The sequence below is a fragment of the Croceivirga radicis genome (genome assembly GCF_002072105.2).
Lineage (GTDB): Bacteria > Bacteroidota > Bacteroidia > Flavobacteriales > Flavobacteriaceae > Croceivirga > Croceivirga radicis.
In genome coordinates, this window is the sequence record NZ_MTBC01000008.1 from 121853 (window position 1) to 136044 (window position 14192).

Consider the following 14192-nt stretch of genomic DNA (forward strand, 5'->3'; position numbering starts at 1 on the left):
GCTATATATGATGAAGAAAATAGTGGGTATGGTAGGTTTGCTTGCCATAATAGGTTGTAAGGAAAAAGATACTGCCTTTCTAATAAGCAATGATAAAGTTGGCAAACTAGACCAAATAAGTTTGGTTAGGGACTTAGATTTAATTTATGCGGACGATTCTATAGTAAAAGACACTTTTTCTACAAGATTAGATGGTGCCAACCGCAAAGTAAAGGTCTTTGAAAAAGGAGGAAAACACTTACTAACCCTAACCCCTACAGACGATAGCATACCAAAAATAGAAAACGTTCAAATAATGGACCCACGTTTTACCACGGAAGACGGTATTGGCCTAAACAGTACGTTCAAAGACATTCAAGACCGGTATACCATAAAAAAAATAGTAACCGCGTTGAACAACATTGTCATTTTTGTTAATGAGACCAATTTATATTTTACTATAGATAAAGAGCAGTTACCAGAAAATTTAAGATATAGCAAAGGAAACGTAGAAGCTGTTCAAATTCCTGATGATGCCAAGATTAAATTTTTAATGCTGGGCTGGGATTAAATAGCTATTCCCAGATATGGGAACGCTATTTAATACACTACTAAATCAGAAGAAGTATTTTAATGAAAAAAACCCTAGAAAGAATAGTTCCTAAACTATACGGTAAGTGGTTGAATTTTATAGCTTTTTTCTCTCCAAGAACAGCTGCTAAAATAGGTTTTGATATTTTTTGCACCATTAGAAAGGGTAGGGTTAAGCCAGAGCAAGTTTCCTTTTTAGATGCTGCAAAGCATTCTGTTGAACTTATAGGAGAACAACAAATACAGACCTACACATGGAGGGGAACAAAAGAAACGGTATTGCTCTTACACGGTTGGGAAAGCAACACCTACAGATGGCGCAATTTAATTGCCAAATTAAAAGAACATAACTTTAATATTATCGCGTTTGACGCCCCTGCTCATGGCCATTCTACGGGCAAAATGCTCCATGTTCCGTTGTATGCAGCTTCTACCAGGTATATATTGGACAAATTTAATCCAGATTACGTGGTTGCCCATTCCATGGGAGGAATGACCATACTTTTTGACCATTTTTTAAACCCGAAAGATCATGTTAAAAAAATAGTTACCATTGGTTCTCCTTGCGACTTTGAAAGTTTTATGCACCACTACCAAGCCATTTTAAAATTCAATGACAAAGTTTGGAAAGCCATGGACCAACGCTTAAAACGTGTTTTTGGTTTTCACATAAACGAATTTAAAAGTTCTCTATTTGTAGCCAATAATAAGGTGCCAGGTCTACTTTTTCATGATGTGGAAGACAAACAAGTATTGCATACCGAATCTATCAAGGTACATGAAAGTTGGAAAAATAGCAGATTGGTACTTACAACAGGACTAGGGCACTCCATGCATCAAGAAGAAGTAAATGAGGAAATCATAACTTTTTTGGAGTCAAACTAGAAGTTACTTTTCAAGTAATTTGAAAATAAAAAATGGCACAGGAAGAAAGACCTCAAATAGAAAACGAAGAGCAATATGAAGCCTTAAAAGAAAAAGGCTACAGCAAAGAGAAAGCTGCCCGGATTGCCAATACCAATAATGCTGGCAAAAAGGGTGGAAAAGCCACCACCTATGAAAATCGTACCAAAGAAGAGCTCTACGAACAGGCCAAAAAAGTAGGTATTGAGGGACGATCCAAAATGGACAAAAAAGAACTCATTAAAGCTTTACGAAACAATTAATTGATCCTTTTGTTTTTGCACTTACCGGTATTGCTTAATTTTAGTAAAAACTAGAATAAATGGCCAACAATTTAACTCCATTCCACGTTGCAATACCTGTTCATAATTTAGCAGAATGCCGTAAGTTTTATAAAGACACATTGGGTTTTGAGGAAGGTAGAAGTAGTGACCAATGGGTCGACTTTAATTTTTTTGGTCATCAATTGGTTATCCATTATAAACCCAAATCAAACGAAGAACTACATACCAATCCTGTAGATGGTAAAGCTGTTCCCGTGCCGCATTATGGGGTTGTATTGGATTGGGATACATTTGAAACTTTTTCCAAAAAACTTACGGACAAGGGTATAGAATTTGTAATAGCACCTTACATAAGATTTAAAGGGTTACCGGGAGAACAGGCAACAATGTTTTTTTTAGACCCCGCGGGTAATGCCCTAGAGTTTAAAGCGTTTAAAGATATGAAGCAATTATTTGCTAAGTAATTAGCTAACCGCTACGGTTTCAAACGCGGTTAAAATAGAATTAATAAAACGGTAGAGCTTACCACCTTCTACCACCGATTTTTCAAACTCTTGATTCTGCACAGCTTGCTCAACGGTTTTTGACAACTCCCTACCTTTTTCTATTCTTAAAGCACCAAAAGTACCCAAGAAGTAATGGGCTTTATCTTTTATAGTTTCATGGTCTTCTTGCGCTAACGCAATTTTAAACTCCTCTAAAGGCGCAGGGATGGTCCTAATAAACACCTCAACAATTTCAGCAGCAAAACCTTCTACAAAATTTTCATCAAAAGATTTTAACAGAGCGGCAACTTCATCCTTTTCTGAGTACTCCATAGATTCGTCTACCAACGCATCAGGAGTCATTAACAACTGTAATTTATCCTTCTCTGTAAAAAATTGTAATATGGAACTTAAAAGTTCTTGCTCGGTGTAGGGTTTACTAACATAATCATTCATTCCAATTGCCAAACATTTATGCTTTTCTCCTACCAATGAATGGGCACTACAGCCTACAATTGGAGTTTCTAACTTAATTTTGTTCCTTATTATGTCCGTTGCCATAAAGCCATCCATTACGGGCATTTGCAAATCCATAAAGATGATATCAAAGGTTTTGTTCTGGACCATTTGAACACCTTCTTCTCCATTATTGGCAATTGTACAGTTAACACCCCATAGATTTAAATAATTTTTTATAAGTAGTTGATTGTGGGGATTGTCTTCTACCACTAAAGCCTCTTTTCCTTTAATAAACGAAGTAACCTGCGTAACATCAATATTGTTAATTATCTTTATTTCCTCTTCCTCGGCATGTTCAAATCTTAGTTCTACCGTAAAAGTGGTACCCTTTCCTAACGTACTTTCTACGGTAACAGCACCACCCATTAGTTCTGTAAATCCTTTTACAATACTAAGACCTAGACCAGTGCCTCCATAGAGCCTGGTTGTATTGGCATCTGCTTGTGTAAAGCGTTCAAAAATTTTGTCCAAGTTCTCTTCCGGAATTCCAATGCCCGTATCCACAACTTGAAAACGCACCAAGCTATTAAAATCATCTTGTTCTACAACATAAGCCTTTAATTCTACCAAACCTTTTGCAGTAAACTTGATAGCATTACTAATCAAGTTCGTAAATATTTGCGCCAACCTGGTTTGGTCTCCCAAAACATATACTGGCAAAGCAGCATCCAAACTTTTAAGTAGCCTAACACCCTTTTCATTGGCAATTGGTAATTGTAATTTAATTACGTGATCCACAAGCGCTTCTAAAGATATTGGCCTTAATTCTAATTCTATTTTATCGCTTTCTAACTTAGAAAAATCCAATACATCATCTATGATAACCTTTAGTGTTTGAGAAGAAGTTCTAATGGTATCTAAATACTCTGATTGCGTAGTGGTTAACGTAGTTTTTCGCAATAAGTCATTAAAACCAATAATGGCATTTAGAGGTGTTCTAATCTCATGACTCATATTAGACAAAAATTCTTCTTTTGCCTTTGCCAATTTCATTGCCTCTAACCTACTTTTTCTTAAAGAAATTAAGCTCATGGCTGTTTTAGCCATGGTTTTTAAAAGTTGTTTCTCTTTATCTGTAAGCTCTCTCGGTTTTTGATCTACTGCGCAGAAAGTACCTATAGCATGGTTATCTAAATCCATTATGGGGACACCAGCATAAAACCGAGCTCCCAATTCTCCTGTAACAAATACGTTATCTTTAAAGGTTTCGCTCTCTAAAGTATCATTTACAATTAAAGGCTCCTTACCCATTATGGTATGTTTGCAGAACGATATATCTATAGGCGTCTCACTTACATCTAAACCTACTTTTGATTTAAACCATTGTCGTTGACCATCCAAAAGACTTATGTAAGAAATAGGTACATCTAAAATTTGGGAGGCAAGCAAGGTTAACTCATCGAACATGGCTTCTTCTTGGGAATCCATGATTTCATAGTAGTCAAGTCTTTTTATTCTATCAGCTTCATTGTTTGCAGGGACTACCTCTGACATAATATATATTTGTAGGTTTTTTCTTATAACTCAAATCTAACTTAAAAATTGTAACGCGTTAGATTTTTAGTGTTAAATGTTACGGAAAGGCTATAAATATTAGGTATTTGGGCGAAAAACTACTCTAGGCAATAAGAAACACTTTAAAACAGCGTTATAAACTCCCCAAATAGCTTAAAATGAGTACTATACTACTAATTATTACAATAGCATGCTCCACCCTTGCGGTATTGAGTTGCTTAACAAGCAAACCAGAAGAATCTAAAATAGAATTAAAAGAAGAAGAATTTACAGATTTTCCTTAAGCCCTTCTCTTTCTTGCCAATAAAGTATTTTGTAACAACATAGCAATGGTCATAGGCCCAACCCCTCCTGGAACCGGAGTTATGTAAGAGGCTTTTGGCGCCACTTCCTTAAAATCTACGTCGCCAGTAATGTAGTACCCCTTTTCAGAGCTATCTGGAACACGGGTTATACCTACATCTATAACTACCACACCTTCCTTAACCATATCTGCTTTTAAGAAATCTGGCACACCCAAGGCAGAGACTATGATGTCTGCATTTTTAGTAAACTCTTTTAAGTTTTTTGTTCTACTATGGGTAAGCGTAACCGTAGCATCTGCAGCTTTCCCTTTTTGACTCATTAAAATACTGATAGGCCTACCTACTATATGGCTTCTACCTATTACCACCGTATGCTTACCAGATGTATCTACATTATACCTGCGTAGCAACTCCATAATGCCAAAAGGCGTTGCCGGAATAAAAGACACCATATCCAAGGCCATACGACCAAAATTTTCTGGATGAAAACCGTCTACATCTTTACTAGGGTCTACCGCCAATAAAACTTTTTGCTCGTTTATGTGCTTTGGAAGTGGCAATTGAACAATATAACCATCTATGTCCGGATTATTGTTTAGGGCCGCTACTTGCTCCAACAATTTTTCTTCAGAAGTATCTTCTGGCAGTTGAATTAATGTAGACTCAAAACCTATTTTTTTACAAGAACGCACTTTACTACCCACGTAAGTTAAGCTAGCCCCATCATTACCTACCAAAACTGCTGCCAAATGAGGTACCTTCTCCCCACGGTCTTTCATTTTAGCTACTTCTACTGCAATTTCTTGTTTAATATCGTTAGATATTTTTTTACCGTCTAGGATTTCCATAGGTGTATTTTGTAGGTAATTGTTTGTATTATACTTTTTACTATCGCATATTTTGCATCATCTGCATCATACGCTTGCCACCACCGCCTTGCATCATTTTCATCATTTTGCTCATCTGGTCAAATTGTTTTAGCAACTGGTTTACATCTTGAACCGAACGGCCACTACCTGCAGCAATACGTTTTTTACGGCTAGAGTTTAACTTATTAGGGTTTGCGCGCTCGTCTGGCGTCATGGAATGAATAATAGCCTCTATATGCTTAAAAGCATCATCGTCTATATCTATACCTTTTAAGGCCTTTCCCATTCCGGGTATCATGCCCATAAGGTCTTTCATATTACCCATTTTCTTTATCTGCTGTATCTGAGATAAGAAATCGTCAAAGCCAAATTTATTTTTGGCAATTTTTTTCTGGATTTTACGGGCCTGTTCTTCATCAAACTGCTCTTGCGCACGTTCTACAAGAGACACTACGTCTCCCATGCCCAAAATCCTATCTGCCATTCTAGAAGGATAGAACACATCTATGGCCTCCATCTTCTCACCTGTACCAATAAATTTGATAGGCTTGTTTACAACAGACTTAATAGATATTGCCGCACCACCACGAGTATCACCATCTAACTTGGTAAGGATAACCCCATCAAAATTCAGAACGTCGTTAAATGCTTTGGCCGTATTCACTGCGTCTTGACCCGTCATGGAATCTACAACAAAAAGCGTCTCTTGTGGTTGTATCGCTTTATGGATGTTAGAAATTTCATCCATCATTTCTTGGTCCACGGCCAAACGACCCGCCGTATCAATAATGACCACGTTACACCCTAAGGTCTTAGCATGGGCTATACCCGCTTGGGCAATTACAACAGGATCAGTGTTACCCCTATCTGAATACACCTCTACCCCTATTTGCTCACCAACCACATGCAATTGGTCTATTGCCGCCGGACGGTAAACATCACAAGCCACCAAAAGTGGTTTCTTGGTCTTTTTATTTTTTAAAAAATTTGCCAGTTTACCGGAAAAAGTTGTTTTACCAGAACCTTGTAAACCAGACATTAAAATTACAGATGGGTTACCAGAAAGGTCTACCCCTTCGGCATCGCCACCCATAAGTTGGGTAAGCTCATCTTTTACAATTTTGACCATTAACTGGCCTGGTTGTAACGTAGACAGTACGTTCTGCCCTAACGCCTTATCCTTTACCGTATTGGTAAATTCTTTAGCTATTTTAAAATTGACATCCGCATCCAATAACGCGCGTCTTACCTCTTTTAAGGTTTCAGCAACATTTATTTCTGTGATTTTACCGTGCCCCTTTAAATTATGTAAGGCTTTATCTAGTTTTTCACTTAAATTATCGAACATCTGCTTACTACGATTTAATTTTTGAAGAGCACAAATTTAAGAATTACTAATGGATTGGTTATGCCACTATGCGTAGAAACTAACGTATTATTGAACTAAAAACCCAAATAAAAAAAGAAAAGGACAGCTTTGAGGCAAACTGTCCTTTTCACGATAAAGATTTTTAGTAAAAGTGGTGGGGTTATGCTTTCTTTTCAAAAACTACTACTCTTACCATTCCTTCATCTTCATAAACCAATTTAAATCGTTCTGTACTCAACTCGGTCAAGTACCATGCTTTGGTAAGTAAATAATATCTCGTTTCGTCTATTCCAAGATTAAAAAACACTCTTAAATCACCGTTATAGCCCCTAAAACTTCTCCATACTCCTGTACGTTGCGGATCATTATTAATACTTACTGCCAGGTCATTGTTAGCGCTGAAATCAAAATCCAAACTTTCAAATTCTGCCGTCCTATCCGTGTTGTTCTCTAAATACTGCGTAACATTCCACTGACCGCCCTGCATTATATTTCTAATTTCAAGAATATCTGAATCGGCATCCTCGGCGCAAACACGAACCAACTCTAATTCATAACCAATTTCTTCTACTTTTAGTTTTAGGTAATTGGTTTCTAGCACGTCTACCGCCCACTCATAATTAAAATCTACTTCTGCCAAAGCACTTAACATTAAGGATAGTTCGCCTGCATTGTTATAACCTATTGTCCATTCACCTGCGGAAGCCACTTCTGCACCAACATCAAATGTCATAGTACCTTCTTGGCTAAAATCAAAAGCGTTACCCAAGTAATTTTCTATCTCTTGTCCTTGCGCCTTCATTCCATCAACAATCCATTCGCATTCTACCAATAACGCCATAAAGTTATCCTGTGTTGGCAAGGTAAGTTCACAGTCTTTTTCTAGTACTACATAAGCACCCCCTTCATTCATTAATTTTACGCGTCCGTCTCCACAATCTACTACATTCCATGCACCAAGCATATTTTCTAGTTGTGCAGATAATAGTGCGTTAAATTGAATTTGGCCCGTAGTGGTTACCTCCCAATTACCCTCATCTACAAAAGCACCCGCTTCTGTATAGGCATGTATATTAAAGTTTGAAAAATTTATAATGCCGTCAAAATCCGTATCCCAACTAGCATCTGCAATTTGCCAATTACATGTTCCCAATACCTCTGCAATAGCATTTACATTGCAATTACTCTCACCAGAACAGTTGCGTTCCAACACTATTTTATTATCATTGTCCGAAAAGAATTTAATAACACCATCTTCTAATTCGTATACCCTCCATGACAAGGAAAAATCGGTATAGTTGGTAAAATTCATTACTACAACCGGTCCGTTTTCGGTAAAATCTACAGACCATTCTCCATTTGTAGTATTGCCTGCACCACCCGTAAAGACTACAAGGTTATCTTCTTTAAAATCAAAGCTAGAAGCAAAATATTGCTCTGTTTGGTTAAGCGCGTTTCTTTTTATTTCTTTTAATTTCCAAGGGCAATCTATTAAGTAACCTATAAACTTATTATCCTCAAAATCATCATCGTTATAATCGTCATCATCATCTTCATCGCATTCGTCTTTTGCCGCTCTTAAAGTAACTGCAAGCTGGGCATTATTTGTTATTTCTACCGTGGTACCGTCTTTTTTCTCCAAGGTAATAGGATAGTCTATACTCACTAGTTCCCCTGCTTCTTTTTCTTTAAAGAACAAACGCATTTCCCTATCACTGTTTACCGTAACAGAACCGGATTGTTGGTTTTGCACATCAAAAGTGAAAAGCGTAATAGGGTATACAAAATCTATACACTCAATATCATCGTCATCACCTCCTTCTATACAATCTGCAGCAAGTTCACGTAGCGCCTCCTTGTTTTCTATTTCAACTTCGGTAAAATCTGATAAGATGATTGTTATGGGGAAGATAAATTCCAATATATCTTCATCATCATCTACCTCATCAAATAATTCTTCTATCACCTTTAGGTCTGCAATAGAATCTATGGTAATTTGTATCCCTGCAACCTCTACGGTGTATGGAAATTGAACGGCAATACAGCTACTTCCATCAACAATGTTATCATAAGAACCGTCATTGGAACTTGTATTTTCAATAAGTAGCGCTGTTGAAGAACCAACCTCAATAGCCGTTTGTTCCTCTTCGCCACCACCTATTTCTTCAAATTCTTCTTGACAAGAAGTTAAAAACAATACTACCAAGAGTACTGACAGTTGCGAAAGGCTTTTAATAATCTTTTTCATAACGATTTGGTTTTATTGTGTATTTGGTAAGTAAACAACCCAATGCTAAAATACCCTACCCATAATTCTAACTTTTTTAAAATATATTTGACAGGCTTATAAATTTCACTGTATGGACAATGTCTGTGAGGAACAACAATACAATACTATTTTTAAGACCAATAGTAAAACGGTCTTTAACTATATCTATTATAAGTTTGGAAATGAAGAAAAGGCCAATGATGCCGTACAAGAAGCTTTTGTTAAGTTATGGGAAAATTGTAACAAGGTTACCCCAGACAAAGCAAAATCTTATTTATTTACCGTAGCCAACAATTTGTATTTAAATGTAATCAAGGCAGAAAAAGTGCGCTTGAAACATGCGGACAAACACCGAAATGAAAGCACTAACGAGTCGCCCGAATTTCTATTAGAAGAACAACAGTTCAAAGAAAAGTTGGAGAACGCCTTGGATGCCCTGCCCCAGAACCAACGTACCACTTTTTTATTAAATAGAATTGATGGTAAAAAATATGCAGAGATAGCAGAACTAGAAGGAGTAAGTGTAAAGGCAATTGAAAAACGGATGCACCTGGCCCTCAAAAGCTTAAGAGATAAAATTGATGGTATTTAATTAGCGCTTAGAATTGTACTAATTAAAGATAAATAAAAGTTCATATTGAATTTTAACAATATAAAGTAGGGTTTTTACAAACCCGATTGTTATACCTATATAAAGTAAAAGAAGATGCGAGAAAATTACTTGGCAAAATGGCTCAATAATGAGTTAACGGAAGAGGAGTTAGAGGCTTTTAAAGCCACGGCTGAGTATGCACAATACCAAAAAATAAAAGAGACCACAGATAAACTTTCCCCACCAGAATTTAATATGGAACAAGCATGGCTGCAGCTTAACGGCCAACGCATGCAAGAGCAGGCCCCAAAAGTGATAACCTTGAGCCCATTTAAAAAGTTTTTGCGGGTAGCGGCGGTGGCAGCGGTACTTATTGTAGGATCTTATTTCTATTTGGGTACGTTAAACACAAAAGTTACCACACAATTAGCAGAACGTACGGAGCTTACTTTACCAGATAACTCTGAAATTATTTTGAATGCGGACTCCAAGATAACCTACAACAAAAAGAATTGGGACAACGAGCGTAATGTTGAATTAGAAGGAGAAGCCTTTTTTAAAGTAGCTAAGGGCAAAAAATTCACCGTAGCTACAGATTTAGGTGACGTTGCCGTATTGGGCACACAATTTAATGTACAACAGCGAGATGATTATTTTAAGGTAACCTGTTTTGAGGGCTTGGTACAGGTTAGTTATAAAGACCAAATACTTAAATTACCTGCGGGCCATTCTTTTGCTGTAGTTAATGGTACTATTACAAAACAAAGCTCTACCGCTACCCAACCCTCATGGATGCAAAACGAAAGCACCTTTAATAGCGTACCTTTAAAGTATGTTTTGGCAGAATTTGAGCGCCAATATGATTTTAAGGTTGAAACTAAAAACGTAGATACCGAACAACTTTTTACGGGAACATTTAGCAATTCTGATTTTAATGTAGCTTTGGAAAGTATAAGCACCCCATTGCAATTAAAATACACCATAGGCACTCTAAATGTTGTTTTCTATGCGGAGGATACTCCATAGGCGTTTACCCTTTCTTTTAGGGGTTCTAGTTTTCTTATTACCTGTATACCTATCTGCCCAAGATAGTACCACCATAGGTCTTAAAGAATACATTGCTAAAATAGAGCAAGCTTTTGAAATAAAAATTTCCTATGCAGATGAAGACGCAGCTGGTAAAACCATTTCTTTTTCTTCTTTAGAAGACCTAAAGACAGCCCTATCTAGCATTGAACTACAAACCGGTTTAACCATAAAAAGTATAAGCAAGCGCTATTACAGCTTGTACTATCCAAATACAATTGCTATTTGCGGAAAAGTGTTGGATAATTTTGCCGCCAATACCATTCCCGGGGCTACCGTAGCTGTGCTGGGAACGGACATAGCACTGGTTACAGACTCCAATGGTGTTTTCAATATTTCTAACGCACCTAGAGATGCTTCTTTACAAATACGCTATTTAGGTTTCCAAACCAAAGTGGTACCCGTCACCAATTTTATAGGCAAGGAATGCCCAAAGGTGTTATTGGCAGAACAACGAGAGCAATTAGAAGAAGTTATTGTATACCAATTTTTAACACCGGGATTGGTTAAGGAAACAGATGGGAGTTTTAGCCTAAACACAGGAGAATTGGGTATTTTACCTGGTTTAATAGAACCAGACGTATTGCAGTCTATACAGGCCTTACCAGGAATAGAAAGTGTGGATGAAACCGTATCTGACATTAATGTGCGGGGTGGCACCAACGACCAAAACCTTATCTTGTGGAACGGAATTAAAATGTACCAATCTGGGCATTTTTTTGGCTTAATATCTGCATTCAACCCTTATCTTACAGACAAGGTAACAGTTTATAAAAACGGAACGCCCGCTCAATACGGTGATGGGGTTAGTAGCGTAATTAGCATGCAGACCCAAGACGAAATAGGGTATACGGCTACAGGCGGGGCCGGCTTTAATCTAATTAGTGGAGACGTGTATGCCCATCTTCCACTAAGCGATAATTTTGCCCTTCAATTTTCTGCAAGAAGGTCTACCACCGACTTTTTGAATACCCCCATCTATGGTAGTTTTACCGATAAGGTTTTCCAGGATACCGAAATTAAAAATGAAGACAACGAATCGGTAGACAACTTTATAGAAACAGCCGAAAACTTTGCTTTTTTTGATGTTTCTGCCAAGTTATTGTACAACATTAACCCAGACCATAAATTAAGATTAAGCCTAATAGGTATTGACAACGATTTAGACTTTATAGAAACCAATACCGATAACAATACCAGCTCCCAAAGCTTTCTAGACCAAACCAATGTAAGCGCGGGCCTGCAATACCAAGGGCAATGGAACAATAAACTTACCACAACGGCTAATGCATATTTTTCTCAATATACCTTAGATGCGCAAAACATACTAAATAACAACCAACAGCTATTTCAAAAAAACCGGGTAGAAGAACGCGCCGCAAAATTTAATATTAATTATGCGTTGAGCGATGCATGGCAATGGCAAAATGGTTTTCAGTACATGGAGACGGGAATTACCAATTTAAGTGATGTTACCCAGCCACCGTTTCAAAGTAACATAATTGAAGTAATACGCACTTTTGCTCCCTATTCTAGTTTTACCTACACCGCTTTTGAAAATAAATTGATTGCCACGGGCGGCTTACGTGCCAATTACATTATAAACCTAGATACTTTTGGGGCCGATTTTAACACATGGCTTTTAGAACCACGCTTAAACCTTAATTTTAAATTGGCCAATTACCTACGGGCACAAGTAATGGGCGAACTTAAGAGCCAAACTACCAATCAGATTATCGATTTGGAACAAAATTTTTTAGGTATCGAAAAACGCAGGTGGACATTGTCTAATCAAGAAAACTTACCACTTACCCAGAGCAAACAAGCATCGGCTGGTTTAGTTTATGAAAAAAATGGGTTTCACGCTGGGGTAGAAGCTTTTTATAAAGAAGTAGATGGCATAAGTACACGCACACAAGGCTTTCAAAATCAAGACCAGTTTAATGGAGAAATTGGCCTGTATAGGGTTAAAGGCATAGAACTCTTGTTGAATAAAAAAGGGGAAAATTACAGTAGCTGGTTAAGCTATACCTATAATAAGAATGATTATACCTTTGATAGTATTGTGCCGGCCCGCTTCCCTAATAATTTAGATGTGCGCCATAACATTACATTGGCCAGTACCTATACGCTGGGCAATCTAAAACTAGGGCTTGGCTTAAACTATAGAACGGGTAAACCTTATACGGAACCCGATGCTGAAAACCCAATAGACAACACCGTATTTCCCAGTAAAATAAACTATGCCGCACCTAATAGCAGTAGATTACCAGAGTATTTACGTTTAGATGGCTCTGCAACCTACAGTTTTAAAATTTCTAATAGTATTAAGGCAGATACCGGTATTTCTTTGTTGAATATGACCAATAGAAAAAACCTCTTGAACAAATACTATCGTATCAATGAAGATGAGGAAATTCAGAGTATAGAACGTATTTCTTTGGGCATTACCCCTAATGCCAGTTTTAGGATTCGGTTTTAATACTATTAAAAAGCCTATGCATTACAATTACATGAGGAAAAGTAATCAGTAAAAGCATGTAAAAAATTACGTTTAAAAAATCGTAATGATTAAAGCTAAAGAACCAGTACAATAAAATGATACCTAGAAGCGAAACCAACCAATACGGCCAAGAAGATTTAATATATCCAAAATAGGCCTGTTTATCCGTTTTTCCATACAGGTGCTTTATCTGGTCTCGTAAGGAAGGTAAGCTATGCCAAAACACAAAATATATAGCAAAACCAAGAGGAAGAGACACCAAGTATAGTATACCCGTTATAATGATAAAATAGGCCAATTCTATTGCCACTCCCTTTTCAAGCAAGTTTCTATTATAACCTAATATAAAAAACAACAGCACCAAAATCCCCAATACCATGGTAGGCACATAAACCAATAGCACCGGTAAATTATAACCACTAAAATCAAAAACAATTTGCTGAACCTTGTTTAAGTTTATAGAAAATATAATAAACAATATTAAATTGCCGTAAAAAAGGTACAACACCCTCAATAGTCTTGAGGGTTTAAGCACATATTTAAACAAATGTTGCTCCCCAAAATGGAAGCCACTTACAAGAATAAATAAAAATAAGGTTAGTGGTTTAAAAAGAACAAAAAGAAAGGAAACCGCAATTATTACAAACACATACCACATCAAATAGCCTATAATATTAGATGAACTAGAAACTTTTCTAATGATACTTAAATCATTAGCTCCATGCAGCATGCCTATTGTAAGAATTAGTGAAAAAGCAAATAATTGCACCTGACTCCCGTTCATTTTTGTAGAAATCCAAAGACTTAAAAAAGACAATATCAGAGCTATTTCTTTCACCTATTTTCTAGTTTTGTTTAAATATATTGATTTTTTATTAAACATTTATGATTACTTTTTGTTTATTCTTTTGTAATTTTAGTTC

13 protein-coding genes are annotated in these 14192 nt (G+C 36.8%); 8 read left to right on the forward strand and 5 right to left on the reverse strand.

Annotated features, from left to right (window positions below; genetic code table 11):
* Positions 1 to 7 precede the first annotated feature (7 nt).
* The 4 genes from BUL40_RS12230 to BUL40_RS12245 all read left to right on the forward strand — a co-directional run bounded on the left by BUL40_RS12230 (position 8) and on the right by BUL40_RS12245 (position 2221).
* On the forward strand, positions 8 to 550 hold the full coding sequence (locus tag BUL40_RS12230; RefSeq protein WP_010519266.1) for a hypothetical protein: 543 nt from the start codon (positions 8 to 10) through the stop codon (positions 548 to 550).
* 62 nt (positions 551 to 612) lie between these two features.
* The gene (locus BUL40_RS12235; protein ID WP_080319497.1) at positions 613 to 1455 is read left to right on the forward strand and encodes an alpha/beta fold hydrolase; all 843 of its coding nucleotides are present in this window, start codon (positions 613 to 615) and stop codon (positions 1453 to 1455) included.
* Positions 1456 to 1487: 32 nt separating this feature from the next.
* On the forward strand, positions 1488 to 1736 hold the full coding sequence (locus BUL40_RS12240; RefSeq protein ID WP_010519264.1) for a DUF7218 family protein: 249 nt from the start codon (positions 1488 to 1490) through the stop codon (positions 1734 to 1736).
* Positions 1737 to 1795: 59 nt separating this feature from the next.
* Positions 1796 to 2221 (forward strand): VOC family protein, encoded by a 426-nt coding sequence (locus BUL40_RS12245; protein ID WP_080319498.1) that lies wholly within the window; start codon positions 1796 to 1798, stop codon positions 2219 to 2221.
* Here the strand turns inward: BUL40_RS12245 and BUL40_RS12250 are convergent, their stop codons facing one another.
* Complete coding sequence (locus tag BUL40_RS12250; protein WP_080319499.1) at positions 2222 to 4255, reverse strand: ATP-binding protein; 2034 nt, start codon at positions 4253 to 4255, stop codon at positions 2222 to 2224. It abuts the gene before it with no gap.
* Positions 4256 to 4434: 179 nt separating this feature from the next.
* Between BUL40_RS12250 and BUL40_RS15910 the strand changes: the two genes are divergently transcribed.
* Entirely contained in the window at positions 4435 to 4560 is a 126-nt protein-coding gene (locus BUL40_RS15910; protein ID WP_262485320.1) for a hypothetical protein, read from the forward strand.
* On the opposite strand, the gene BUL40_RS12255 is transcribed toward BUL40_RS15910, so the two are convergent.
* The 3 genes from BUL40_RS12255 to BUL40_RS12265 form a co-directional block, all read right to left on the reverse strand.
* Positions 4557 to 5429: a bifunctional 5,10-methylenetetrahydrofolate dehydrogenase/5,10-methenyltetrahydrofolate cyclohydrolase gene (locus BUL40_RS12255; RefSeq protein ID WP_010519261.1), complete on the reverse strand. Its 873-nt coding sequence runs from the start codon at positions 5427 to 5429 to the stop codon at positions 4557 to 4559. The two genes, BUL40_RS15910 and BUL40_RS12255, sit on opposite strands and share 4 nt — an antisense overlap.
* A gap of 40 nt (positions 5430 to 5469) precedes the next feature.
* Positions 5470 to 6798 (reverse strand): signal recognition particle protein, encoded by a 1329-nt coding sequence (ffh, locus tag BUL40_RS12260; RefSeq protein ID WP_080319500.1) that lies wholly within the window; start codon positions 6796 to 6798, stop codon positions 5470 to 5472.
* Positions 6799 to 6979: 181 nt separating this feature from the next.
* A complete protein-coding gene (locus tag BUL40_RS12265; RefSeq protein WP_080319501.1) occupies positions 6980 to 9067 on the reverse strand; it encodes a hypothetical protein in 2088 nt (695 codons plus the stop codon).
* A 112-nt stretch (positions 9068 to 9179) separates the two neighbouring features.
* Here BUL40_RS12265 and BUL40_RS12270 point away from each other — a divergent pair, with 112 nt between their 5' ends.
* From BUL40_RS12270 to BUL40_RS12280, 3 genes are all read left to right on the forward strand, one after another.
* Positions 9180 to 9680, forward strand: coding sequence for an RNA polymerase sigma factor (locus tag BUL40_RS12270; RefSeq protein ID WP_080319502.1), 501 nt, complete (start codon positions 9180 to 9182; stop codon positions 9678 to 9680).
* 114 nt (positions 9681 to 9794) lie between these two features.
* The gene (locus tag BUL40_RS12275) at positions 9795 to 10706 is read left to right on the forward strand and encodes a FecR family protein (protein WP_080319503.1); all 912 of its coding nucleotides are present in this window, start codon (positions 9795 to 9797) and stop codon (positions 10704 to 10706) included.
* Positions 10687 to 13248 carry a TonB-dependent receptor gene (locus BUL40_RS12280; RefSeq protein WP_244901870.1) on the forward strand — a complete coding sequence of 854 codons (2562 nt, stop codon included), beginning with the start codon at positions 10687 to 10689 and terminating at the stop codon, positions 13246 to 13248. Before BUL40_RS12275 ends, BUL40_RS12280 begins: the two co-directional genes overlap by 20 nt.
* Here the strand turns inward: BUL40_RS12280 and BUL40_RS12285 are convergent.
* Positions 13232 to 14107, reverse strand: a complete 876-nt coding sequence (locus tag BUL40_RS12285; RefSeq protein WP_141239665.1) for a Brp/Blh family beta-carotene 15,15'-dioxygenase — start codon at positions 14105 to 14107, stop codon at positions 13232 to 13234. The two genes, BUL40_RS12280 and BUL40_RS12285, sit on opposite strands and share 17 nt — an antisense overlap.
* Positions 14108 to 14192: the final 85 nt, after the last annotated feature.